Annotated in this window: 26 protein-coding genes and 1 pseudogene; 17 read left to right on the top strand and 10 right to left on the bottom strand. The window is 41.9% G+C overall.

Features of this window, described 5'->3' with window-relative positions; all coding sequences use genetic code 11:
- Nucleotides 1–19: 19 nt before the first annotated feature.
- The 11 genes from pdxB to M0M83_RS12540 all read left to right on the top strand — a co-directional run bounded on the left by pdxB (nucleotide 20) and on the right by M0M83_RS12540 (nucleotide 10,741).
- Nucleotides 20–1,153, top strand: a complete 1,134-nt coding sequence (gene pdxB / locus M0M83_RS12590) for a 4-phosphoerythronate dehydrogenase PdxB (RefSeq protein WP_125891329.1) — start codon at nucleotides 20–22, stop codon at nucleotides 1,151–1,153.
- An 86-nt stretch (nucleotides 1,154–1,239) separates the two neighbouring features.
- Nucleotides 1,240–2,250 (top strand): aspartate-semialdehyde dehydrogenase, encoded by a 1,011-nt coding sequence (locus tag M0M83_RS12585; RefSeq protein WP_248466667.1) that lies wholly within the window; start codon nucleotides 1,240–1,242, stop codon nucleotides 2,248–2,250.
- Complete coding sequence (gene truA, locus M0M83_RS12580; protein WP_125891327.1) at nucleotides 2,250–3,065, top strand: tRNA pseudouridine(38-40) synthase TruA; 816 nt, start codon at nucleotides 2,250–2,252, stop codon at nucleotides 3,063–3,065. Before M0M83_RS12585 ends, truA begins: the two co-directional genes overlap by 1 nt.
- 65 nt (nucleotides 3,066–3,130) lie before the next feature.
- Complete coding sequence (locus M0M83_RS12575; RefSeq protein WP_125891326.1) at nucleotides 3,131–3,817, top strand: DedA family protein; 687 nt, start codon at nucleotides 3,131–3,133, stop codon at nucleotides 3,815–3,817.
- Nucleotides 3,818–3,921: 104 nt separating this feature from the next.
- On the top strand, nucleotides 3,922–4,893 hold the full coding sequence (gene accD / locus M0M83_RS12570; RefSeq protein WP_125891325.1) for an acetyl-CoA carboxylase, carboxyltransferase subunit beta: 972 nt from the start codon (nucleotides 3,922–3,924) through the stop codon (nucleotides 4,891–4,893).
- The gene (folC, locus tag M0M83_RS12565; RefSeq protein WP_213913218.1) at nucleotides 4,883–6,172 is read left to right on the top strand and encodes a bifunctional tetrahydrofolate synthase/dihydrofolate synthase; all 1,290 of its coding nucleotides are present in this window, start codon (nucleotides 4,883–4,885) and stop codon (nucleotides 6,170–6,172) included. Before accD ends, folC begins: the two co-directional genes overlap by 11 nt.
- Nucleotides 6,173–6,177: 5 nt before the next feature.
- Nucleotides 6,178–6,771 carry an SPOR domain-containing protein gene (locus tag M0M83_RS12560; RefSeq protein WP_248466666.1) on the top strand — a complete coding sequence of 198 codons (594 nt, stop codon included), beginning with the start codon at nucleotides 6,178–6,180 and terminating at the stop codon, nucleotides 6,769–6,771.
- A gap of 179 nt (nucleotides 6,772–6,950) precedes the next feature.
- Entirely contained in the window at nucleotides 6,951–7,454 is a 504-nt protein-coding gene (gene cvpA, locus M0M83_RS12555) for a colicin V production protein (RefSeq protein WP_004912301.1), read from the top strand.
- Nucleotides 7,455–7,468: 14 nt separating this feature from the next.
- Nucleotides 7,469–8,986, top strand: coding sequence for an amidophosphoribosyltransferase (gene purF / locus M0M83_RS12550; RefSeq protein WP_125891322.1), 1,518 nt, complete (start codon nucleotides 7,469–7,471; stop codon nucleotides 8,984–8,986).
- Between the two features lie 253 nt (nucleotides 8,987–9,239).
- Nucleotides 9,240–10,064 (top strand): YwqG family protein, encoded by an 825-nt coding sequence (locus tag M0M83_RS12545; RefSeq protein ID WP_248466665.1) that lies wholly within the window; start codon nucleotides 9,240–9,242, stop codon nucleotides 10,062–10,064.
- 104 nt (nucleotides 10,065–10,168) lie between these two features.
- The gene (locus M0M83_RS12540; RefSeq protein WP_248466664.1) at nucleotides 10,169–10,741 is read left to right on the top strand and encodes a UbiX family flavin prenyltransferase; all 573 of its coding nucleotides are present in this window, start codon (nucleotides 10,169–10,171) and stop codon (nucleotides 10,739–10,741) included.
- A gap of 3 nt (nucleotides 10,742–10,744) precedes the next feature.
- Here the strand turns inward: M0M83_RS12540 and M0M83_RS12535 are convergent, their stop codons facing one another.
- Nucleotides 10,745–11,656, bottom strand: a complete 912-nt coding sequence (locus tag M0M83_RS12535; protein WP_248466663.1) for a TIGR01777 family oxidoreductase — start codon at nucleotides 11,654–11,656, stop codon at nucleotides 10,745–10,747.
- Between the two features lie 416 nt (nucleotides 11,657–12,072).
- Between M0M83_RS12535 and yfcD the strand changes: the two genes are divergently transcribed.
- From yfcD to M0M83_RS12515, 4 genes are all read left to right on the top strand, one after another.
- Nucleotides 12,073–12,615: an NUDIX hydrolase YfcD gene (yfcD, locus tag M0M83_RS12530; RefSeq protein ID WP_213913222.1), complete on the top strand. Its 543-nt coding sequence runs from the start codon at nucleotides 12,073–12,075 to the stop codon at nucleotides 12,613–12,615.
- Nucleotides 12,616–12,852: 237 nt separating this feature from the next.
- Nucleotides 12,853–14,088 carry a M24 family metallopeptidase gene (locus M0M83_RS12525; RefSeq protein WP_248466662.1) on the top strand — a complete coding sequence of 412 codons (1,236 nt, stop codon included), beginning with the start codon at nucleotides 12,853–12,855 and terminating at the stop codon, nucleotides 14,086–14,088.
- Between the two features lie 18 nt (nucleotides 14,089–14,106).
- A complete protein-coding gene (locus tag M0M83_RS12520; protein ID WP_125891316.1) occupies nucleotides 14,107–14,304 on the top strand; it encodes a DUF3311 domain-containing protein in 198 nt (65 codons plus the stop codon).
- Nucleotides 14,301–15,743, top strand: a complete 1,443-nt coding sequence (locus tag M0M83_RS12515; protein ID WP_213913223.1) for a sodium:solute symporter family protein — start codon at nucleotides 14,301–14,303, stop codon at nucleotides 15,741–15,743. The genes M0M83_RS12520 and M0M83_RS12515 overlap by 4 nt, the downstream gene beginning before the upstream one ends.
- A gap of 48 nt (nucleotides 15,744–15,791) precedes the next feature.
- Here the strand turns inward: M0M83_RS12515 and M0M83_RS12510 are convergent, their stop codons facing one another.
- The 3 genes from M0M83_RS12510 to ackA form a co-directional block, all read right to left on the bottom strand.
- Nucleotides 15,792–16,343, bottom strand: a complete 552-nt coding sequence (locus M0M83_RS12510) for a DUF3313 domain-containing protein (RefSeq protein WP_248466661.1) — start codon at nucleotides 16,341–16,343, stop codon at nucleotides 15,792–15,794.
- 295 nt (nucleotides 16,344–16,638) lie between these two features.
- A complete protein-coding gene (gene pta, locus M0M83_RS12505) occupies nucleotides 16,639–18,768 on the bottom strand; it encodes a phosphate acetyltransferase (protein WP_213913237.1) in 2,130 nt (709 codons plus the stop codon).
- A gap of 87 nt (nucleotides 18,769–18,855) precedes the next feature.
- Nucleotides 18,856–20,058, bottom strand: a complete 1,203-nt coding sequence (gene ackA, locus M0M83_RS12500; RefSeq protein ID WP_248466660.1) for an acetate kinase — start codon at nucleotides 20,056–20,058, stop codon at nucleotides 18,856–18,858.
- Between the two features lie 596 nt (nucleotides 20,059–20,654).
- Here ackA and yfbV point away from each other — a divergent pair.
- Both yfbV and M0M83_RS12490 read left to right on the top strand, forming a co-directional pair.
- On the top strand, nucleotides 20,655–21,110 hold the full coding sequence (gene yfbV, locus M0M83_RS12495; protein WP_125891311.1) for a terminus macrodomain insulation protein YfbV: 456 nt from the start codon (nucleotides 20,655–20,657) through the stop codon (nucleotides 21,108–21,110).
- A gap of 139 nt (nucleotides 21,111–21,249) precedes the next feature.
- On the top strand, nucleotides 21,250–21,744 hold the full coding sequence (locus M0M83_RS12490; RefSeq protein ID WP_102137636.1) for a YfbU family protein: 495 nt from the start codon (nucleotides 21,250–21,252) through the stop codon (nucleotides 21,742–21,744).
- Between the two features lie 201 nt (nucleotides 21,745–21,945).
- On the opposite strand, the gene M0M83_RS12485 is transcribed toward M0M83_RS12490, so the two are convergent.
- The 6 genes and pseudogenes from M0M83_RS12485 to M0M83_RS12460 form a co-directional block, all read right to left on the bottom strand.
- Nucleotides 21,946–22,215: a PAAR domain-containing protein gene (locus tag M0M83_RS12485; protein WP_248466659.1), complete on the bottom strand. Its 270-nt coding sequence runs from the start codon at nucleotides 22,213–22,215 to the stop codon at nucleotides 21,946–21,948.
- Entirely contained in the window at nucleotides 22,208–23,134 is a 927-nt protein-coding gene (locus M0M83_RS12480; protein WP_248466658.1) for a hypothetical protein, read from the bottom strand. Before M0M83_RS12480 ends, M0M83_RS12485 begins: the two co-directional genes overlap by 8 nt.
- Nucleotides 23,131–23,358, bottom strand: a complete 228-nt coding sequence (locus tag M0M83_RS12475) for a hypothetical protein (protein ID WP_248466657.1) — start codon at nucleotides 23,356–23,358, stop codon at nucleotides 23,131–23,133. Before M0M83_RS12475 ends, M0M83_RS12480 begins: the two co-directional genes overlap by 4 nt.
- Nucleotides 23,343–23,564 carry a hypothetical protein gene (locus M0M83_RS12470; protein ID WP_213912851.1) on the bottom strand — a complete coding sequence of 74 codons (222 nt, stop codon included), beginning with the start codon at nucleotides 23,562–23,564 and terminating at the stop codon, nucleotides 23,343–23,345. Before M0M83_RS12470 ends, M0M83_RS12475 begins: the two co-directional genes overlap by 16 nt.
- 70 nt (nucleotides 23,565–23,634) lie before the next feature.
- Nucleotides 23,635–24,414 (bottom strand): annotated as a pseudogene (locus M0M83_RS12465) (hypothetical protein).
- Nucleotides 24,404–24,595, bottom strand: a complete 192-nt coding sequence (locus M0M83_RS12460; RefSeq protein WP_248466656.1) for a hypothetical protein — start codon at nucleotides 24,593–24,595, stop codon at nucleotides 24,404–24,406. Before M0M83_RS12460 ends, M0M83_RS12465 begins: the two are co-directional and overlap by 11 nt.
- Nucleotides 24,596–24,606 lie beyond the last annotated feature (11 nt).

The raw sequence follows: 24,606 nt of genomic DNA, 5'->3' as shown, positions 1-24,606 counted from the left end.
GATTGATTGGGACAACAGCGTGAAAATTTTAGTCGATGAGAATATGCCCTATGCTCAAACTTTATTTAGCGAGCTTGGTGAAGTGAAAGCAGTACCGGGACGTCCTATACCAGAACAAGAATTAATTGATGCGGATGCATTAATGGTGCGTTCTATCACTAAGGTCAATGAATCACTGCTCGGTAATACGCCAGTTAAATTCGTTGGAACCGCGACAGCCGGTTTTGATCATATTGATACCGAGTGGTTATCAACGGCAAATATTGGTTTTTCATCAGCGCCGGGTTGTAATGCGATAGCCGTTGTTGAATATGTGATTTCCTCACTATTATTGCTAGCGGAACGCGATAACTTTGATTTGCGTGATAAAACCGTTGGCATTATTGGCGTTGGCAATGTCGGAGGGCGCTTAGCCGCTAGGTTATCGGCTTGGGGCGTCAAAACATTACTCTGCGACCCACCGCGAGCAGCCAAAGGGGACGAAGAGCCATTTGTTTCTTTTGAAGATCTCCTTGAGCGCGCTGATGTCATCACCTTCCATACTCCGCTGAATATGTCAGGGGAATATCAAACTTTCCATTTAATGGATGAAGCGCGTTTAGCAAAATTACGGGCTGGCACCATTTTGATTAACGCAAGTCGGGGTGAGGTAGTGGATAATAAAGCACTATTATCTGTACTTAACCGCGGAAAAAAGCTCAGTGTTATCTTAGATGTGTGGGAGCCAGAGCCTGATTTAGACACAGCACTTTTAGCATTAGTGGATATCGGCACGCCGCATATTGCAGGTTATACGCTAGAAGGCAAAGCGCGAGGAACCACGCAAGTTTATGAAGCTTACTGTCAGTTTCTCGGCAAATCGTCACAAGTTTGCCTTTCATCCTTACTGCCTAAGCCAGATATTAATCAATTGACTTTCAATGGTAAATTAACGCAAAACCAGCTCAAAAGGTTAGTGCATCTCGTGTATGATGTGCGCCGAGATGACGCTGCGTTAAGAGCGGTTGCAGGGGGCAAAGGCGAATTTGATAAACTGCGCAAAAATTACCAAGAACGCCGTGAATGGTCATCCCTTGAAATTATTTGTGATAATGAACAAACGGCATCGCAGCTGAATGCGCTGGGTTTTAAGACTCGTTTAACCCACGCATAATAAATGTAGTTAAAATGAACATCTAATTAAATAGCCCCTAATAATTGGGGGTTGTTTGATTTTTTTTATTTTTTAGAGGAATAGCCATGACTGAAGGTTGGAATATTGCAGTATTGGGCGCAACCGGTGCTGTAGGTGAAGCGATTATTTCACTGTTACAAGAAAGAGAATTCCCAGTCGGCGAATTGTATTTACTTGCCAGCGAGCGTAGTGCAGGGGAGAGCGTACGCTTTAATGGTAAAAGTATTCAAGTTGAAAATGTGGCCGATTTTGATTGGTCACAGGCACAAATAGCCTTTTTTGCTGCCAATGAAGGTGTGAGCCTAGAATATGCCGATTTGGCAGCGCAAGAAGGGTGTATTGTTATCGATACTAGCGGTGTCTTTGCCCAAGAACCGGATGTGCCGTTGGTCGTGCCAAATGTGAATCCGCACGTGCTAGCTGATTACCGCAACCGTAATATTATTTCATTGGCAGATAGCTCGGTAAGCCAACTATTAACAGCGATTAAACCGCTGGTGGATGCCGCAGGGTTAGGGCGTATTACCTTAACAAATATGCTGTCGGTTTCCAGTTATGGTAAAGCTGCCGTCGACGAACTGGCCGGGCAAAGTGCGCGTTTATTGAATGGTATTCCTGCAGAAGAAGGTCGTTTTAGTAAGCAACTCGCGTTCAATATGTTGCCATTACTGGCTGACATGGAAGGCAGTGTGGTTCACGAACGTCGTTTGGTTGAGCAAGTGCGTAAGGTACTGCAAGACGATGGTTTGCCAGTGGCGGTGAGTTTTATCCAATCCCCTGTTTTTTATGGTAATGCACAAGTTGTTCATTTAGAAACATTGCGCCCAATGAGTGCAGAAGAAGTTAACAATGAACTTGAACGTTTTGACGATATTCAGGTCTCAGAAGAGGGAGATTATCCTACACAGGTAACTGAAGCGTCAGGTCATGATCAACTCAGTATTGGTTGTGTACGCAATGATTACGGCATACCTGAAATTTTACAATTTTGGTCAGTGGCTGATAACGTGCGTTTCGGTGGGGCATTGATGGCGGTAGAAACAGCAGAAAAACTGGCTCAGGAGCTGTTTTACTAATGTCTGAGTCTACACAGTTGTATCGAATCGCATTAGGTATTGAATACAACGGCAGTCGTTACTTTGGTTGGCAACGTCAGCAAGAAGTCAAAAGTGTTCAAGGCTGCTTAGAAGAAGCTTTATCAAAGATTGCTGCGGAGCCAATTAGCGTGTTTTGCGCAGGGCGTACCGATGCTGGTGTGCATGCCACAGGCCAAGTGGTGCATTTTGAAACCTCGGCCATCCGTAAAGAGGCGGCTTGGACGATGGGGGCTAATACCCATTTACCAGCAGATATCGCTGTCCGCTGGTGTAAACCTGTAGCTGAAGAGTTTCATGCACGTTTTAGTGCAACAGCGCGTCGATATCGCTATGTGATTTTTAATCATCGTTATCGGCCTGCAATTTTATCGAATGGCGTAACGCATTTTCATTACCCACTCGATGAAAAAAGAATGCATGAAGCGGCACAGGCGCTATTGGGTGAGCGTGATTTTACCTCATTCAGAGCAGTCCAGTGTCAGTCGAAGTCGCCATGGCGTAATGTGATGCATGTGAATGTCAGCCGCCACGGTAATTATGTGGTGGTAGACATCAAAGCCAATGCGTTTGTTCACCATATGGTGAGAAATATTGTCGGAAGTCTGTTGGAGATTGGTTGTGGCAATCAAAACATTGATTGGATGGCGCATCTTCTTGAGTTAAAAGACCGTACCAAGGCAGCTGCAACCGCAAAAGCGGAAGGGTTGTATTTAGTGAGTGTCGATTACCCAGAGAAATTTGAGTTGCCTCAGAATGTGATGGGGCCGCTTTTTCTGGCAGATGAACTGATGTAAAGCGAATTTTTATTTATCTCATAATTTTTGTAAATAGCATGGATGCTATTATCAATGAGGATTTTATGGAATTTATCACGTTTATTATCGACTTTATTTTACACATCGATGTCCATCTTGCTGAACTGGTCAGAGATTATGGTACATGGGTCTATGGTATCCTATTTCTGATCCTATTTTGTGAAACAGGGTTAGTGGTCACACCATTTTTACCTGGAGATTCGTTATTATTTGTTGCTGGCGCGATTGCGTCATTAGACAGCAATGACCTGAATGTCCATTTAATGGTCGCTTTAATGATCACTGCGGCAATAATTGGTGATGCGGTGAACTACACTATCGGGCGTATTTTTGGTGAAAAATTATTCAAAAATCCAGACTCGAAGATTTTTCGTCGTGTTTATTTAGATAAAACCCATGCTTTTTATGAAAAACATGGCGGTAAAGCGATTATACTGGCACGCTTTGTGCCGATAGTCAGAACTTTTGCACCATTCGTTGCAGGAATGGGGAAAATGTCTTATCGTCACTTTGCTTTTTATAATGTGACGGGCGCGTTTATTTGGGTATTATTATTCACTTATGCGGGTTATTTCTTTGGTGAATTACCGTTCGTGCAAAACAATTTGAAATTACTGATAGTCGCGATTATCTTTGTTTCAATTCTGCCGGGTGTGGTTGAAATTATTCGTCATCGTCGAATAGCGGCGAAAGAAAAGCGTGCGGCAGCGCAAAAAATCGATAACCGCTAAGCGGTTTAACAAGTTTTTATCTACAGTGAGATATCATTGTGGTTTAATGGCAAAAAATTACATACTGGTGATAACCAGAGTGAATCAGACAAAAAGGTCCATTAATGAGCTGGATTGAAAAAATTTTAAAGAAAGGTAACTTGACCCAATCACACAAAGCCAATATCCCAGAAGGGGTTTGGACTAAATGCGATAGCTGTGGGCAAGTATTATATGGTGCTGAATTAGAACGTAATTTATCTGTGTGTCCTAAATGTGACCACCATATGCGAATTCACGCACGTCAGCGCTTAGAAACCTTCCTTGATGAAAACTCAACAACGGAATTAGGCAGTGAGCTTGAGCCAAAAGATATTCTTAAGTTCAAAGATTCAAAAAAATACAAAGACCGTATTGCTGCAGCGCAAAAAGAAACGAGTGAAAAAGATGCGATCATCGTGCTAAAAGGCACATTGAAAGGCATGCCTGTTGTAGCAGCAGCATTTGAATTCGCCTTTATGGGCGGTTCAATGGCCTCTGTTGTCGGTGCGCGTTTTGTACGTGCGGTTGAGCAAGCACTGGAAGATAACTGCCCATTGGTGTGTTTCTCTTCGAGTGGCGGAGCTCGTATGCAAGAAGCCTTGTTATCATTGATGCAGATGGCAAAAACCAGTGCCGCATTAGCAAAAATGCAAGAACGTGGTTTACCTTACATTTCAGTATTGACCGACCCAACCATGGGGGGAGTGTCTGCTAGTTTAGCGATGTTAGGTGATATTAACGTGGCAGAGCCGAAAGCATTAATCGGTTTTGCTGGGCCGCGTGTTATCGAACAAACGGTTCGTGAAAAATTACCACAAGGCTTCCAACGCAGTGAATTCTTACTTGAGAAAGGCGCGATTGATATGATAGTTCGCCGCCCTGAGATGCGTGACCGTTTAGCTGAAATATTGGCGATGTTAACCAATAAACCGAGCTTTAATGAGACACCTATCATTGTAGCGGAAACGGTTGAAATCGATATTGATGCCGTTGATGAACTAGATGCCCAAGAGCCAAAAAAGGATTCTGAAAAGCATAAAAAAGATGATGAGTAATCTAATCATTCCTAACGCCAAGTCTCCTTTGGAGGCTTGGCTTTCTTATCTCACCGACTTACATAGCCAAAATATTGATATGGGGTTGGATCGAGTCGGTCAAGTTGCTAGGAAAATGAACCTAACGCAACCTGCTCCCAAAGTTATCACAGTCACTGGAACCAACGGCAAAGGAACAACGTGCCATACACTAGAGTCCATTTTTATGGCTTCTGGGTTAAAGGTTGGGGTTTACAGTTCACCGCACCTTATTCGTTATACCGAACGCGTTCGTATTCAAGGCCAGGAGCTCCCTGAGTCTGATTTTTGTGAGGCGTTTGCCATAATTGAAGCACAACGTGCAGATATTTCGCTGACCTATTTTGAATACGGTACCTTGGCGGCTTTACAATTATTTAAGCAAGCTAAACTCGATATTGTGATTTTAGAAGTCGGTTTAGGCGGTCGGTTAGATGCGACCAATGTCGTTGATGCGGATATTGCGGCGATCACCAGTATTGCCTTAGACCATACAGATTGGCTAGGTGCAGACCGTGAACATATTGGTTATGAAAAAGCCGGTATTTTCCGCAAAGGTCACTATGCAGTGGTCGGTGAGCCGGACATGCCAGCCTCAATTGGCGAAGTGGCTGAGCTGCTTGGTACACAGCTATTTCGCCGAGGTACAGATTGGCAATACAGTGAACAAGCGAATAGTTGGTCATGGAAAGGTTCACAGCGTGAATGGCATAATTTACCGTTACCTAATGTACCTTTAGCGAACGCAGCAACAGCGCTGGGTGTGGTGAGTTGCTTACTGGAAATTGACACTGATATTGCCCAGATAGTGACTGAACCCGCTATTCATCAAGGCTTGAAATCGGCTCAATTACCGGGACGGTTCCAAATTATCGGTGAAAAACCGTTAATGATATTGGATGTCGCTCATAACCCACATGCAGCTGGGTACTTAGTCAGTAAATTAGCTACCTTACCAGAAACTAAAAACCGTCGCATTCGCGCGGTGGTTGGGATGCTAGGCGATAAAGATATCAAAGGGACGCTTGAGTGCTTGTCTCAACAAGTCACCGACTGGTACCTCGCGCCACTCACTGAGTTTAGGGGAGCCGATGTGGCCGAACTTAGTCAATATTTACCAGCGGCTAACCAGTTTGACAGCGTAGAAAAAGCGTGGCAACAAGCTTGCATCGATGCGAACGAGCAAGATGTGATTGTGGTGTGCGGGTCATTTCATACCGTCGCTCACGTCATGATGTTATTGGAAAATCAAGAAGGATAGTGCCGGTGGCTAGTAAATTTCAGAATCGACTTGCTGGCGCCATTGTGCTTGTTGCAGTGGGGGTCATTGTGCTTCCTGCTCTGCTTGATGGCGATAAGAAATACAATGAAAATGAATTTGCGGCCATTCCTATTATCCCTAAACCGGGTGATGAAGAAGATATTGAGGCAATAGCGCCTATTGTGAGTACGACAACCACCGCTTCTTCAGAAGGGGCTTCTGAAGCCATGTTGTCAGAAGCCATTACGCAGCAGCAAAATGAACGGGTTGAAACACGGCCATCGGCAACAGTCCCTGCACCGAGCGTCGTTGAGCCAGTCAAGCCAGAACCTAAGCCCGAGCCAAAACCTCAGCCGCAGGGCAAAGCATTTGTGGTGCAAGTGATTGCATTGAACAATGCAAGTAAAGTTGAGGAGATAGTCGCTAAACTAAGGTTGTCTGGTTACCAAGTGTATACGGTTCCCGCAAAACCGGTGAATAATAAACTCACACGTATTTACGTAGGGCCAGAAGCCTCAAGGCAGCGCTTAGAAGCAGCTTTACCTGAATTGAACAAGATTACGGGAACAAAAGGAATAATTCAAAGCTATAAACCTTAAAATAGAATTTCAATAATCCCTAAAAGGTAAGGGGATTTAGTAACTTACTGCGGCGATTATGATTTTTTCTTTTCGCCGCTATTTTTTTAAATTTGATAGAAAAATGGTTACGCAAACGTTTTCGTTTTCTGTTAGAATGCACTTCGCTGATGTCGTGAGTGCGAATTTTGGAATAAAATATGGTCTGGATAGATTACACAATTATCGCCATTATTGGCTTCTCGGCACTAGTTAGCTTGATCCGTGGGTTTGTACGAGAGGCGCTCTCATTGGTTACATGGGGCTGTGCTTTTTTTGTTGCGAGTACATTCTACCCTTATTTAGCGGGCTATTTTACTCGCTTTGAGGATGTACTGGTTAGGAATGGCATTGCTATCGCCGCACTGTTTATTGCCACATTAATTGTTGGCGCGGTGGTGAACTATGTGATTAGCTCGTTAGTACAAAAAACCGGGTTATCAGGCACAGATCGGGTTCTGGGGATCTGCTTCGGCGCGTTGCGTGGTGTACTGATTGTTTCGGCATTGCTGTTTTTTCTCGATACATTTACACCATTACCTCAAAGTGAGGATTGGCAACGTTCGGAACTTATTCCGCAGTTCAGTCATATAATCAGGTGGTTTTTTGACTACCTGCAAAATGCGTCAAGTTTCCTACCGGAGAACATTTCTCCGTCTGGCTGATGAGGAAAGACTAAATGTGCGGTATTGTCGGTATCGCCGGTGTTACACCGGTAAACCAATCAATTTATGATGCTCTCACGGTGCTTCAGCATCGTGGGCAAGATGCAGCAGGTATTGCCACAATTGATGGCAAAAATAATATTCGTTTACGTAAAGCGAATGGCCTTGTAAAAGACGTCTTTGAAACCCGACATATGCTCAGACTACAAGGTTGTATGGGGTTGGGCCATGTTCGTTATCCTACAGCAGGCAGTTCGAGTGCATCAGAAGCACAGCCTTTCTATGTAAACTCACCTTTTGGTATTACCCTTGCACATAATGGTAATCTGACAAATGCGCACGAATTAACGCGAAGCTTATTTGAAACCGCTCGCCGCCATGTTAACACCACCTCTGATTCTGAGATATTACTGAACGTATTAGCGCATGAGTTGGATAGGTTTGATCATTTCCCTCTTGAGCCAGACAATGTTTTCAGCGCAGTGTCTGCCATGCATAAAAAAATACGCGGTGCATATGCATGCGTGGCATTAATTATTGGCCATGGCATGTTAGCCTTCCGTGACCCTCATGGAATTCGCCCATTAGTACTAGGGCGCCGCATTACTGAAAGTGGTGAGCACGAATACATGGTCGCTTCAGAAAGTGTTGCACTCGACACTTTAGGCTTCGAATTTTTACGCGATGTGGCTCCGGGTGAGGCGGTATATGTGACAGAAAAAGGGCAATTATTTACACGCCAATGTTCTGACAACCCACAATTAACCCCATGTATCTTTGAGTATGTCTACTTTGCACGCCAAGACTCTTTTATTGATAAAGTGTCGGTATATAACGCAAGATTACGTATGGGACAAAAACTGGGCGCCAAAATTGCCCGTGAATGGGAAGATTTAAATATCGATGTGGTGATCCCTATCCCAGAAACATCGTGTGATATTGCGCTAGAAATCGCACATATTCTTGATAAACCCTACCGCCAAGGTTTTGTGAAAAACCGTTATGTAGGCCGTACATTTATCATGCCGGGTCAGCAAGAGCGTCGTAAATCCGTGCGTCGTAAACTTAATGCGAATCGTGCAGAGTTTCGTGATAAAAACGTCTTACTCATCGATGACTCAATTGTGCGCGGAACAACATCAGAGCAAATTGTTGAGCTAGCACGCGAAGCTGGAGCAAAAAATGTTTACTTTGCCTCAGCGGCACCCGAAGTGCGTTTCCCGAACGTATATGGTATTGATATGCCAAATGCTAATGAATTGATTGCACACGGTCGTGAAGTGGATGAAATCCGCAAGCTTATCGGTGCAGATGGCCTAATATTCCAAGATTTAAGTGATTTGGTGGATGCTGTCAAAGAAGAAAACCCGGAAATCACGGAGTTTGAATGCTCAGTATTTGATGGTATTTATGTGACAAAAGATATCGACCAAAGTTATTTAGACTACCTAGAGAATTTACGTAAAGACGATGAGTTAAAGCTCAAAGATCAGAGTGAAGTCGAGGATCTGGAGATTTACAACGAAGGCTAAATTTTCGTCAATTTTCGTCATAGTGTAGGCTACAGCGTTGTTGGCTTTATTCAGCTACCCAAGTCACATACTTTTGTATGCTCCTTGGGATAGCTTCATTCGCCGCCTAGCTGTAACCGAAACTATTTAGAAAATGAGTTATAGTTTTTAACTATGACTTGAAACGAAAGAATAAGTTACAGTTATATCTGATTTAAAATACGTAAAAATCGAGTAGTCTAGAGGGACATTAACTGTCTATTTGGAATGCTATATGGTCGACTTCAATTCCCTTCCTGATGTGATTAAACCTTTCGCAGATAAAATTAAAGCCACTAAAAAACAGTTTGTAAAAATGGCCTTAACCCCCGTTGATAATTATGTGTTATGGGAGAGCCGAGTCGGTGGTATGCCATACTTGCCTTTGAATGAAAAATACCCAACCAATAGTGAAGGAACGCCTTTAAAGTTGTTGGCGCAAATTAATTTTGCACAAATGCCCAAACTTGAAAATTACCCAGAAAAAGGTATTTTGCAGTTTTTTATTGGTGGTGATGATTTATATGGTGCAGATTTCGATGATAGACAAAACCAAGAGGACTTCAGAGTCGTTTATTGGGAGGATATTATTGAAGACCCAAACCAATTAACCCAAGATTTCTCTGAGGTTATTGCGGCACACAACGATGATTATTATACACCGGTAGACTGTCAATGCCGTATTGAATATGTGCTCGCGGAACAGTACATCAGTATCGATGATTTCCAATTTGGTCAGAAAATTTTAGGGGTCGATAACCTCTACGATTATGAAGACCAATTTGAAGGTGAAGATTTTTACGACGAATGGGTTGAACCTTATAGTGATGCATTCGCGTCAGGTGCTCACTGTATTGGCGGTTATCCATTTTTTACCCAAACTGATCCGAGGACGTATGAGGAAGAAATTCAACAATATGAATTACTCCTACAAATAGATAGCGACCATGAAGTTGACATCCTCTGGGGGGATATCGGTGTGGGTAATTTCTTTATTCACCCTGATGATTTGAAAAAACGTGATTTTAGTCGGGTCGTGTATAATTGGGATTGCGGCTGATAGCCAAAAAATTCGTCATAGCTAGAGCTACAGCGTCGTTGGTGTCTGCCATTCTAGTGTGATTTGTATATAATACGGTGAGTTATCGTGAATAGGGCAGCGAAATGAAAAAACTGATCATTGGGTTAACCGGGGCAAGTGGGGCGATTTATGGTGTCCGCTTGCTTGAAGTGTTGAAACCTGTCAAAGAGGTAGAAACCCATTTGGTGATGAGTGCGGCTGCCCGCCAAACATTAGCATTAGAAACAGATTACAGTGTCAAACAGGTTCAACAGCTCGCTGACCATAACTATGATAGCCGTGATATCGCAGCTGCAATCTCTTCGGGCTCGTTCCGTACCGCAGGTATGGTGATCATGCCTTGTACCATGAAGACGTTATCAGGCATTGTTCATAGTTATACAGATACGTTGGTCACTAGAGCTGCGGACGTAGTGCTGAAAGAAGGTAAAAAATTACTCTTAGGTGTCCGTGAAACGCCATTGCACGTTGGGCATTTGAAACTAATGGTTCAAGCTGCAGAAATAGGAGCCGTGATCATGCCCCCAATGCCTGCGTTTTATCACCAACCTGAAACAATCCAAAATATTATTGACCAAACGGTGAATCGCATTCTTGATCAGTTTGATATCGAACTGGAACAAGACCTATTTCACCGTTGGCAGGGGGCGAAATAATATCTACTGATCAGCCTGTGGAAGAAGCAAGTCAGTAAGCGCTTCTTTTAATTCGATATGTTCAAATTGAAAGCCTGCCTCTTCTAATCGTTTGGGGATCGCCTGTTGGCCACCCAAGACCAGTGCTGCAGATTCCCCCATAATGGCTTTAATCACAAAAGCGGGTGTTCGCACAAATGAAGGGCGATTGAGAACATCACCTAATGTGGCAGAAAATAAGTCATTATGAACCGGATAAGGTGAGGTCATATTAAAGGGACCTGATAGCGTTGGGGTGTCTAATAGAAAACAAATCGCACGCACCATATCGTTGATATGTATCCATGGCATGTATTGTTTCCCGTCACCAATTGGGCCACCCGCACCCATTTTAAAAATGGGGAGAATTTTGGCAAGTAAACCGCCATTCGCTGATAACACTAAGCCGGTGCGTAATAAACAAACGCGTGTTTTTTCTGATTGCGCATTAGCGGCTAAAGCTTCCCAATGCTGTGTGAGTTGGTGAGTAAATTCATCGTGGGGCTGTTCGTCTTCTGTGACGACTGATTGGCCTTGGTTGCCATAATACCCAACGGCTGAACCTGATAAAAATACGCTAGGTGGTGTTTCACTGGCCGTAATTAATTCACTAAGCTGTTGAGTTAATTTCCAGCGGCTGTCACACAGCAATTTTTTCTGTTCCTCTGTCCAGCGTTTTTCCGCGATGGGTTCGCCAGCAAGGTTAATGACAGCATCAAATTCATTTAAGTGAGTTTGGTCATTGAGAGTCGTCCAGCACTCAACAGCCTTGCAAAAATGGCTATAAACTTTTTGTGGAGAGCGGCTTAATACAGTAACCTGATGCTCTAGAGAGATCAGTTTTTGGATAAGTGGTGTTCCGATTAGCCCGGTGCCGCCTGTTATGAGTATCTTCATCGCTATCCCCGTCATATTTCAAACCGCAGCGTTGTTGCTTACGTTCTGTCACCTTAGTCACATACTTGTGTATGCTCCTAAGGATGCCATCTCTTAGCGCCTAGCTGCAATTTGAACTATTTAGGGGATACCCCTTGTCAATATACTCAAACCGCAGCGTTGTTGCTTAGTTATGATTTAACTATAGCATTTGTGAACACAATTTGTATGATTTGCTTGGAGTACCTTAAAGAAACTGGCTCTCATTAGCATTGTAATAAAGAAAGAAGTGCTTTTTTATGATGGCAACCCATCACAAATTCAGCTAGGATCGTTTCTATAGTTGTGGATCAATGCAGATTATTATTGTTTGGCGCACAATAATAATCAGTCTAATGATATAAGCAGTTTTAGCTTAAAAATAAAAGGTTTACAGGATGGAACAACCAACCGAAGTCGTTGAGTGGGTCGATATTGTTGATGAAGACAATACGGTGATTGCTCAGGCAACACGTAGCCAAATGCGAGCAGAAAACCTACGCCATCGTGCAACTTACATCGTTGTCCATGATGGAATGGGAAAAATACTGGTTCAACGACGCACAGATATTAAAGATTTTCACCCCGGTTTCCTTGATGCAACAGCAGGAGGCGTCGTGACAAAAGGTGAAAATATCCTTGATTCTGCAAAGCGCGAAGCGGAAGAAGAGCTGGGTATTGCAGGTGTTCCTTTTGCTGAACATGGCCATTTTTATTTTGAAGATGCGCATTGTCGTGTATGGGGCGGGTTGTTTAGTTGTGTAAGCCATGGCCCATTCGCTTTACAAGAAACTGAAGTGGCTGAGGTCAGTTGGTTGACTCCGAAAGAGATCAGCGCACGTTGTGACGAATTTACGCCAGATTCACTTAAAGCGCTTTCTTTATGGTTAACACGTAATAATGAGTTAGAAAAAACCATCACTTGTGCTGAAAACTCATAACTACTCAGATTTAAATGATTAAAGGGCTAATTTATTTAGTCCTTTTCTTTATTTTCCCTAAAATCAAATCTCTAGCAAAGTTAATTTCAGGCTAATATATAACTATTAGTTATAAATAACTTGCATGTTAAACGATGTATTCATTTCTACACTAGATATAATGTGACAGATCTTAACATTTATCGTTTGCGATATGATGCATTGCGTGATGTAGATAGACGCTTCGAGAGAATAAAAATGACAATTGATAAACAGAATACTTTTTTGAAACAACAACACCTTGAGAACGTAACTCATAAAGCCCGTGAGATTATGGAGCGTGAAGGGATTGAAGCATTAATCGCAACAGTGGGTGATAATTTTTATCACTTAACCGGTTTTGCGAGCTTCTTTATGTATACTTTCAGGCAAACCGGCTCTGCTATCGCAGTTATTTTCCGTGATCCTTCTATTGAATCATTGGTTATTATGAATGAATTTGAAGCGGCGAATTTATCACTTCAAATGCCTAATGCAAAGATTAAAACATTTCCAATTTGGGTGGATGTAGATGACCCTTACAATCCTGAAAATGGCAAAGTAATGAAGGCAAGGCCAATTAATAGCCCAATAGAAACGATTTTTAATATACTGAAAGAGGCGCTGTCAGATGCGGGCGTTTATGGGAAACCAGTTGCGATTGAATTAAACCAAATTACCCATACTGGGAAAGTATGGCTGGATAAGGTTATCCCTGGGCTAAATTTGGTTGACTCTTCACCTCTATTTAATGAATTACGCATGATTAAAAGTGAGTGGGAAATTGCTCACCTCAGAAAGTCTGCACAAATTACAGAAGCCGGTATCGCTGCTGCGAGTAAATTAATTCGAGTTGGCTGTACTTCAGCAGAATTAACTGCAGCTTTTAAAGCGAAAGTGATGGAATTTCCAGAAACGAACTATAGCCGTTTCCATTTAATTTCAGTTGGCAGTGATTTTTCCCCAAAATTGATCCCAGATGACCAACCGGCAAAAGAAGGCGATGTAATTAAATTTGACTGTGGCGTTGATGTGGCTGGCTATGGCGCGGATATTGCACGCACATTTGTGGTTGGTAAACCGGATGAAAAAGTCGCTGCTATTTATCAAACCATTTTAAAAGGCCATCAATATATGTTAAGCCGAGTTGCACCCGGTGTCGCATTAAGTGATGTTTTTAATGAAACCATGGCACTTATTCGTTCCTCGGGATTGCCTTATTATAACCGTGGGCACCTAGGCCATGGTGATGGGGTGTTTGTCGGGTTAGAAGAAGCCCCATTTGTGAGTGCTGCAACGACAGAAGTATTTCGAGCCGGGATGGTTATGAGTTTAGAAACGCCATATTACGGGATTGGTGTGGGCGGTATTATGATTGAAGATATGCTACTCATCACTGAAGATGGCGTTGAAATGCTAAGTCATCTACCCCGTGAATTGGTTTCTTTAGGGTAATGGAATAAGGAATTTTCTATGAAGTGGTATCATTATTTAGTTATTTTCCCAATTCTAGCATTAACCGTGGGCATTTATTTCGTTAACCAAGTCGAGCCTTTTGTGATGGGCTTGCCATTTTTAATGTTTTGGATTGTCGCATGGGTGATTGTTACAGCTTTGGTGATGTTACTAATCAATGTATTAGATAATAAAAATACTAAGGAAACATCATGAGTTCCGCATTAATTATCATCACTGCATTTTTCTTTTTTAGTATTTATTTAGCTATTCGCGCTAAAAAAGGAAAAACGATGGATCACGAAGGGTGGTCTGTCGGTGGTCGTAGCTACGGGGCTCTGCTGGTTTTTTTACTCAGTGCAGGGGAAATATATACCACCTTTACCTTCCTCGGAGGGAGCGGTTGGGCTTACGGAAAAGGCCCTGCAATCCTATATACCTTAGCAGTCAATGCGTTTATGGGGATCTTTTTATATTGGGTACATCCAAGAGTATGGCGCTTTGCTAAAGATAATGATGTCAGAACGATTTCTGAATTGTTTACCAAGAAATATCAAAGCCCAGGTTTAGGGTTCTTAATTAGCTTAATTTCTATTGCTGCGATGGTGCCTTTATTCGTTTTGCAGCTCAAAGGGTTAGGTATTATTGTTTCTCAAGCATCTTATGGCGCAATTCCTGCAGATATTGCCATCTGGATTGGAATTATTGCTGTGACGCTGTTTGTGATGATTTCAGGTATTCATGGTTCTGCTTGGACATCTGCCCTGAAAGATTTAATGATTTTAATTGTGGTGGTGTTTATCGGTATTTATATCCCACTACATTATTACGGTAGTTTTGGGGAGATGTTTAAAGCGATAGATACGGCGATGCCAAGCTTTTTAACCTTCTCCGAAACAGGGTTAAATATTCCTTGGTATATTTCCACAATATTCTTATCTGTGGTTGCCTATTTCTGTTGGCCACATTATATGGCCGCAGTGTTTACTGCAAAGGATGAAAAATCACTGAAACGTAATAGTATTCTGATCCCAGCTTATAGTTTGATTATGCTATTTGCTTTTTTTGTCGGTTATGCGTCTATATTGCAAATTCCGCATCTTGAAGGGGCCGCGGTGGATTTATCGCTGTTTGAGATATCTAAAAGCACCTTCTCACCGATTGTGGTCGGTTTTATCGGTGCAGCAGGGATGTTAACCGCATTAGTCCCAGGGTCGATGTTGTTGCTAACCACCTCCAATATGTTAGCCGGCGTTGTGCAAAAAGCGATGGGTGTAAGTGAAGAAAAACGCCAGTCGGGTGTTTATGCGCGTTTTATGGTGCCAGTTGTTGCGTTAGTCAGCTTGTATTTTATTTTCCACAGTAACGATACTCTCGTAGCGATTATGTTACTCGGGGTAAATATTGTCGCACAGTTTTTCCCTGCGTTATTGATGAGCTTTAAACAACAAAATCCAATGACACCAGCAGGGGCGATTTGTGGGATTTCTGCGGGGGTTTTATTCCTTGCGGTAACTTATATCGAGAAAATTTCGTTAGCACAACTGTTCCCTTGGTTGGGGGAAAGTTTAAGTTTCATGAATATCGGTATTGCGGCATTTATTCTGAATATTATTGTTGCAGTGGTAGTTTCATTATTTACGCGTAAAAGATAGTCTATTAAATTACGGATGGTAATTTAATTTACCATCCGTAATGGCATATTATGCGTTTGGAACAACTTCATCCGCGATAATATCAACAGCGTCCTTTAAATCTTCTAAGGTAATCACCTGCTCTGTATTGCTTAATTGGTTCCCACTGTTTTTCCTAATGGCTTCATACAAAGGTAATTCAGTTTGTGAGTCAGTGACTTTCCATTCGAAATAAATATTCGTGTCAGCATCTCGGCTTCCTACCGCAAGTTGGGTTCCAGCTATCACTAACATGACAGGTAAAACTTCATAGGGTTTGAGTTCTTCGGCAGTTGCGCTAACAGAGGTAATGACACCTGAAAATTGTAATGTATTAGGCCCTGGTGTTTGAGTTAATTCAAAGTGCTTTTCTAACTCTTTTTTGACCTGTTGATTCGTGTAATTAAGTAGAACCGTTGCGAATTTTTCATTTATTTTATTGTGTTCATTAAGAGGCTTAAATTTTATTGGGGTAAAAATAAGTTTATTCTTTTGGGTTATATTTAGTTGGTCTGAACGCCATGCTTTGATTATATTGCCAGACGGCGTTTTGACTTCAGATAAACGCTCATAGTTACTCAAAAAATTTGATTGTTCTGATGAAGACGGAAGGCGACTGGAGCAAGACGCTAGGAATAAAGTCCCGATTATGATTATAAGATTTTTAGTTAGGTGATTCATATTATTACCATCGCTATCATGTGACACAAAAAATTTGTGCGAATGCTATCATCGGTAAATTTGATATAGTTAATAAAAAATGCGACTAATAAACTTGATGATAGTTTTAATGGTAATTAATTTGTTTATTTGTGCCATTGATTTCAAATATAAAAAAAAGCGCTCTATTGAGCGCTTTTTAGCATAAAGAGATAAATTATGCGTTTTCGTTTTGTACTGCTTGGATTGCGGTTAATGCAACCGTATAAACGATATCATCAACTAATGCACCACGAGATAAGTCATTGACAGGCTTACGCATACCTTGCAGCATTGGACCAATAGATACCAAGTCAGCAGAACGTTGTACTGCTTTATAAGTGGTATTACCGGTATTCAAGTCAGGGAAGATAAATACGGTCGCTTTACCTGCAACTGGCGAGTTAGGCGCTTTAGATTTAGCAACGTCAGCCATCACTGCCGCATCATATTGTAATGGGCCATCGATGATTAAGTCTGGGCGTTTTTCTTTCGCTAAACGTGTTGCTTCACGCACTTTTTCAACGTCACTACCTGCACCTGAATCACCAGTAGAATAAGAGATCATCGCAACGCGTGGGTCAATACCGAACGCTTTTGCAGAATCAGCAGATTGGATAGCGATTTCTGATAGTTGCTCTGCAGTTGGGTCTGGGTTGATAGCGCAGTCACCATAAACAAACACTTGTTCAGGCAATAGCATAAAGAAGACGGAAGAAACTAATGAGCTGCCCGGTGCTGTTTTAATTAATTGCAGCGGTGGACGAATAGTATTTGCAGTCGTATGAACAGCACCAGAAACTAAGCCATCAACTTCGCCTTTTTCTAGCATTAATGTACCTAATACGACGTTATCTTCTAGTTGCTCTCGAGCAACAACCTCGGTCATTCCTTTGTTCTTGCGTAATTCAACGAGGCGAGCAACGTACTCTTCGCGTACTTTAACTGGGTCGACAATTTCAATGCCCGTACCGAGCTCAATACCTTGTGCTGCCGCAACGCGACGAATATCTTCTGGGTTACCTAACAGTACACAAGTTGCGATGCCGCGTTCTGCACAGATAGATGCAGCTTTAACGGTGCGTGGCTCGTCGCCTTCAGGAAGAACGATACGTTTGCCAGCTTTACGTGCTAATTCAGTTAACTGATAACGGAAAGCAGGTGGTGATAGGCGGTTAGGGCGCTCAGAGTCTGCAACCAGTGATTCGATCCAATCGCTACTAATATGACGGGCCACGTAGTTTTGGATTTTTTCAATACGTTCATGGTCATCAGCAGGAACTTCTAAGCTAAAGCTTTGCAGATTCAGTGATGTTTGCCATGTATTGCTTTTCACCATAAACACAGGTAGGCCTGTTTCGAATGCTTGTTCACACAGTTGGCGAATAGGCGGATCAATGTTGTAGCCACCTGTTAGTAGAACCGCACCGATTTCAACACCATTCATTGCTGCTAATGATGCAGAAACTAACACATCAGGGCGATCTGCGGAGGTCACTAATAATGAGCCAGGGCGGAAGTGCTCAAGCATGTGCGGGATACTACGTGCGCAGAAGGTAACAGATTTAACACGGCGAGTTTTAATTTCACCTTCGTTAACAACTTCCGCACCTAAGTGTTTTGCCATGTCAATTGCACGAGTGGCAATTAAATCAAAGTTCCACGGAATGGATGCAAGAACAGGCAGATTTAGTGCAGAAAGTTGCTTAGTATCGAGGTTAGCCACCGTCGCTTTCGTTGAATCATCAAAGATTTCAGACAGGTCAGGGCGAGTACGACCTTGCTCATCAACAGGTGCATTCACCTTGTTGATAATAACACCAATAATATTTTTATTACGTTGGCCACCAAACTCGTTGCGTACTAACTCTAAACGCTCTTGCATTTGCGTGATTGAGCTGTTGCCTGGTGCAGTGACGAAAACAATTTCTGCGCCTAATGTTTTAGCAATTTCATAGTTTAATGATTGAGCAAATGAATGTTTACGCGTTGGCACTAAACCTTCAATTAAAATTACTTCCGCATTTTTTGTGTGGTCATGATAGCGAGCGACAATTTCTTCCATTAACACATCTTTTTTGGAAGAGGTCAGTAGCGATTCAACGTATTCCATTGTTAGGGGCTCAACAATGGTGGTAATACTTGAATGAGAGCGCAGGACTTCAGTGGTTTGGTCTTTATTGCCAGAGACGCGTGGCTGTGCGATAGGTTTGAAAACGCTTAATTGAACACCTTTTTGTTCCATTGAGCGAACGACACCTAGGCTAACGCTAGTTAAGCCAACGCTGGTGCCAGTAGGTATTAACATAATTGTACGGGACACGGGAACCTCTTTATTTCGGTTACTCTAATGACAAAACGATACCGCCAGCAGGTTGCTGGCGGTAGAAGTTGCTTATGCGGTTAAACGCGCAGTATCTTGGGCGATAACCAACTCTTCATTGGTTGCGATAACCAGAGCAGGGCGGCTGTTATCGGTGGTGATTAAACCTTCTTTACCGAAGCGTGCTGCCAAGTTACGTTCATGGTCATATTCGAAACCAAGGATAGCCAGTTTCTTCAAAGTAATTTCACGAACTTGCGCTGAGTTTTCACCAATACCACCTGTGAAGATGATAGCGTCAAGACGGCCTTCCATCAGTGCACTGTATGCACCAACGTATTTTGCTAAACGGTGGCAGAAAACATCCATTGCGCGAGTGGCATCTTCTTTAGTGCCGTAGTTGTCTTCAACGTAGCGGCAGTCGCTAGTTACGCCAGTTAAACCTAATAAACCAGACTCTTTGGTTAGCATTTTGTTGATTTGATCAACGCTCATGCCTAAAGAATCATGTAAATGGAAAATAATTGCAGGGTCGATATCACCACTACGAGTTCCCATTACCAGACCTTCTAATGGCGTTAAGCCCATTGACGTATCTACACATTTACCATTAACAATAGCAGTAACAGAACCACCGTTGCCTAAGTGACAAGTGATAACATTTAGCTCATCAACCGATTTGTTGAGCTTTTTCGCAGCTTCACGGGAAACATAGTAATGGCTTGTACCGTGCGCACCATAACGGCGGATACTATGCTCTGAATATAATTCGTATGGCAATGCATACAGATAAGCTTCCTGCGGCATGGTCTGATGGAATGCGGTATCAAAGACAGCGACATTTTTGTTGATCAGATGCGGGAAGGATTTTCTTGCTTCTTCAATACCGATGAGATGAGCAGGGTTATGCAATGGCGCGAATGGAATAGCCGCTTCGATGCCTTCAATCACATCATCTGTGATTAATACAGAAGAGGTAAATTTCTCACCACCATGAACAATACGGTGACCGATGGAGGTGATTTGCTCTGATAGCTCAGGTTTTTCAGCAAGAATAGTGTTAACAATGAAATCCAATGCTTCGCTATGCGCTGCACCAGCACCTAAAGGCGCTTCTTTCTTAGCACCATCCATTTTCCACTTAATACGGGCTTCCGGGAGGTTAAAGCACTCAGCTAATCCAGATAAAAATTCATCGCCATTAGTTGGGTCGATGATGGCGAATTTCAGTGAGGAGCTACCGCAGTTTAGAACCAGTACCAGCTTACTTGACATGGAAATACCTATCGTTAATTGTTGTTGTGAAGCCTTTTAAACAACATGAAAAGACTCAGATTAAAAATATACAGCTAAAGCCTAGCGTATTTATGACCTGAAACATCATGATTGATATCATGTTAAAGGCGAAAAAGTTAAAGATCGTGAGATCCCTATGGAGTTGATAAAACAGACGCTATTTTTTTCAGCAAAAGCCTATAAAAGTAAACCTTTGCACCTAGTGTTGAAATAACGACCAATAACCCCAATATATATAACTGTTGTCTATCTTCTGTTTTGAAGATGGATAAAGCTAAAAAGTAACAAATGCAACAGCAATTCTAAATGCGGTAGATTCTACTAAAATTATTTTATATTTTATACGTTTTTTTTAAAAATAGGCGCTTTGATTGATTAAAATCATAAGTGACGTATAAAGTGGTATTATAGCACAGGGTTACATTGCTATTAGAATAGCTGATATTGAGTAAAGTGACTTAACTTAAGGTAAATGTAATGAAATAATTTCGTTATCTTAAATGTGCTATCATTTTACTATCGTGCAATTTATAAATTATTGCCCCAGTTTTTAAGAAGTCGATAGGAAACGTTTCATGAGTACATTGCAAAGTACACCGCCCGGTTTTTTTAAACGCTTTAGATTAGGTAACCACTATCTGAAGACTTTTCCTATGGAGAAAAAACTGTCGCCAATCTTCCCCGAAATTCGCATTAACAAGGCGGTTCGCTTTGGTATTCGTTTTATGCCGCCCATTGCAATTTTCACATTAGCATGGCAAATCGCGTTAGGTGGGCAACTTGGTCCCGCCATTGCTACGGCACTGTTTGCCTGTAGCTTGCCAATGCAAGGTTTATGGTGGTTAGGAAAACGTGCGGCGACGCCTCTGCCATCGAGCTTGTTGAGCTGGTTTCACGAGATCCGTGATAAATTTACCGAAGCGGGTATTGTCATGGCACCGGTTGAACAGCAACCTGATTATATGGCGTTAGCTGATTTGCTAAAACGTGCGTTTAAGCAGTTGGACCGTTCCTTTTTGGAAGATATCTAAGGAATGATTTCCATTAAAAGGTAGATTTAACAATAAGTAATGCAAAAAACGTGTTTAGATCAATAAAAGCGATGTTTTCACTGTCTATGATTGATGTTGAATGCGAAGATAAGCCATACTTTTTAGTGGGAGAACCCTGATGGAAATGACTAACGCACAACGCTTGATCTTATCTAATCAATATAAAATGATGACCATGCTTGACCCCGATAATGCAGAACGTTATCGCCGCTTACAAACCATTATTGAACGTGGTTTCGGTTTACAAATGCGTGAGTTAGACAGAGACTTTGGTCATTTAAGTGAAGACACCTGCCGTACGGTTATTGATATCATGGAAATGTACCATGCGCTGCAAGTCTCTTATAGCAACATGGCTAACAAAGAAGACATTGATGGCCGCCGTGTGCAATTTTTAGGCTTTGATGCCGCAACAGAAGCGCGTTATCTGAGCTATGTCCGTTTTATGGTCAACACAGAAGGGCGTTATACCCACTTTGACAGCGGAACGCATGGGTTTAACTCACAAACACCAATGTGGGAAAAATATAATCGTATGTTAGCGATTTGGCATGCATGTCCAAGGCAGTATCATTTATCAGCAGTAGAGATATCTCAAATCTTCAACGCTTAGTACTCGTCATTCTTCGCGCTGTAGTGTTGTTGACTACATTCGGCGACGCGGGACACATACATTTGTATGTTCCCCGAGATATCTTCTCTAGTCGCCTAGCTACAGCGTGAATATTTAGAGCATATTTGCTTGTCATTAGTAAAGCAGCAACACGTGATACTGATATGCGAGCTATATGAGCAAGTTAAAACACATTAACATTTAGCCTACAGCAACAAGTACACAGCCCCCAGAACATCCACAAGCGACTTTGTGACCTTCTAATGCAACAGGGATACCATTAATTTTCATTAAGCTATCGCCTTCAACGATAGTCCCTGTTTTTTTACATGAAGGACAATAAACAGAGTCGCCCACACAGGCGATTCCTTGGGTTTGCTTGGCGAGAGAAGAAGCCGTTAGAACCGTGCCACCAGTATTCGTCGTATCACTTTTTAAAATGAGTTTTCTGCCATTCACAAGACTACGCATTGCGTTTTTTCTCCTGATCAAGCTTTGCTAAAATCTGTTCGACCTGTTGCTCAAAATCAGTAGGAAGTGGGTTTTTACCAAAAAACAAAAAGGGTTTACGAGCTTGGTAATCGACAGACGAAACGGCATCTCGCCCCTCTTGCATATAAGCATTGAGAAACGTGATAAAACGATGGTTTTCACTGTCGGTGCTGGTCAGGAAACTGGAGTAATGGGAAACATTTGGCTTGTAAAGTATGGTTTTCAATTGCCCTGTTTTTTCATCAATGCCATACAGTTTAATCGCCAGCATTTTACCTGCATAGCCGAATTGTGCATCTTCATAGCGCGTTAAACGTACTTTCCCCATCCCATAGCTATACAGTATTCCTCTTTGCCTATCCGCAATAAGGTAAACCGGAGGAGTGAAGAAAGAGAGATAACCCAATAGCCACAAAAAACCGGGGAAAAAAATTAGCCAGCCGATTATTAAAAATATTTCCGCTTGGCTATTACGGCTAAGTTCACCAGAATAATATGCTTTAATATAGGTCCATATGCTTATTTTTTCTTTGTTAAAGTATGGAACATATTTATCTAAATATTTTGGAGGGCTGCTACCTTGTTCATTATATGAGTCATAAATGCTTTTGTTATAATTAATTGTATCCTGAAATGTATACATTTTAGATGAGTGTCTATCCATAAAGCCCCAGAGTGTATAACAAGCCATTACTAAAAGTACGATAAAAAATGGGATCGTATTAGTAAGTTGGCTATTCCGCTGTGGGGAGTTAATCACACAACGCTGTTTATTGACCGTATCTAAAAATACCAGCTTTTGAGGCTCCAACGGATCATCGTAGTGATGACTTTCTTCAATCAATGGCGTGGTTTCTAATTGCTCTGGGTGCTTTGTTGCCGTATATAAACTCGTCATTCGGTGCCTTCCTCATCAATACAGCCATAAAGTTTATCATTAGGATCACCGTTTCGGTAACGCAATGGCGCAATTTCGCCTTTCAGACGATCCACCAAGTAGTACCAATAAATGGATGGAATAGATTGCCCCAGAGGATCACCTGCAAAAATACCCGCTTCGACTTCAAAGCTCAGCACAAGCTCTCCATCACGCAGTGCCGTACAGGCTAACGCATCTTGCAAAGCTGCCTCAAACGCTGCATTAAATTTTGTTTGCTGTGAAGCCAAATATTCAAGGGGTTGCACACTGTGATGGGATAACCGATAACAATATTATTGTAAAGGTTATCTGCGTTACCACTCGACACCCCAACCCCCATCGTAATATGAGACGGATAAGCATCTTTATGATGAATTTCTGGCTTATCCTTACATAGTGGCTCTATCATGGCATATCCTATTCCCCAAATTAAAAGTGATATTTAAAATTTGAAACGACAGAAAATAGCAGTTAGTTTTTTATTTTTGTGTCATAGATTCTGATATCGCGATCAATTTTTTGTATTCAGGAAAAAGCCATCTGGTTTTTTCTTTTTCGCCATTTGAGTAAATAAAAGTTGCAATTTCATTATTATCTTTATTTTTAATTCCTATCCGATAAGTTTTTATGTCGGATTTGTAATCAACATTAACATTGATATTCTTGGTGTTTTTTACTTTATAGGTCATGGTTTCGTATTTTGCGATTAGCCAGAATGACTTCTCGTGACCACCAATAAAACTTTCTGTAATTAAAGGGAATAGTGTTAATGTTTCATTAAAATCCCCTGATTTTTGTTCATAACCTCCATCAAATGTGGCTGGCGAGTTATTGTCTAATACAAAGCTAACTTTTTTACCTAAATTATCTGATATTAAAGGATCAATTTTTGACGGATCTTTAAGTGTGACTTCAAAAACAAAATTGCTGAGTTTCCAATCACATTTTCCTCAACCAGACTGAGGGATATTCGCTTCCAGTTGATTCGAAGCATTCATCGTTAGGGGGTATTGCTTACGATAGTATCCCGGAACCGTGTAGACCTCCATATTGGAGGTTCGGTTTTCTTTGCGGCAGATTTCAGAACGATAGGTAGCTAAAATGGGTAAGGCCTCTAGTTCACTAGGTACGGTGGCGGTGAAATGAATGCTTTCACCGTCTAATGGGGGTGAAAACGTACTGTTATTGGCTGCACAGCCATGTAAAAAAAACAGGCCGAGCAGCATAACCAATACCGTTTTATTCGCTTTAAATTTCATGCGTTTTATCCTTATAGCGTTCAAGTGCCTGTTTCAATACATCATCTTTTTCTGTACTTTGTTTAACCTCATTCTTAAGGGCGTTTTCAAGCGCGATAAACGTCGTATTACGCTGCGCGTTTAACGGATAATCATCTTTATGATGAATTTCTGGCTTATCCTTACATAGTGGCTCTATCATGGCATATCCTA

This window comes from Providencia rettgeri (assembly GCF_023205015.1).
Taxonomy (GTDB): domain Bacteria; phylum Pseudomonadota; class Gammaproteobacteria; order Enterobacterales; family Enterobacteriaceae; genus Providencia; species Providencia rettgeri_E.
The sequence above is the reverse complement of the archived record's forward strand: the minus strand, read 5'-3'. Positions and strand labels throughout refer to the sequence as shown.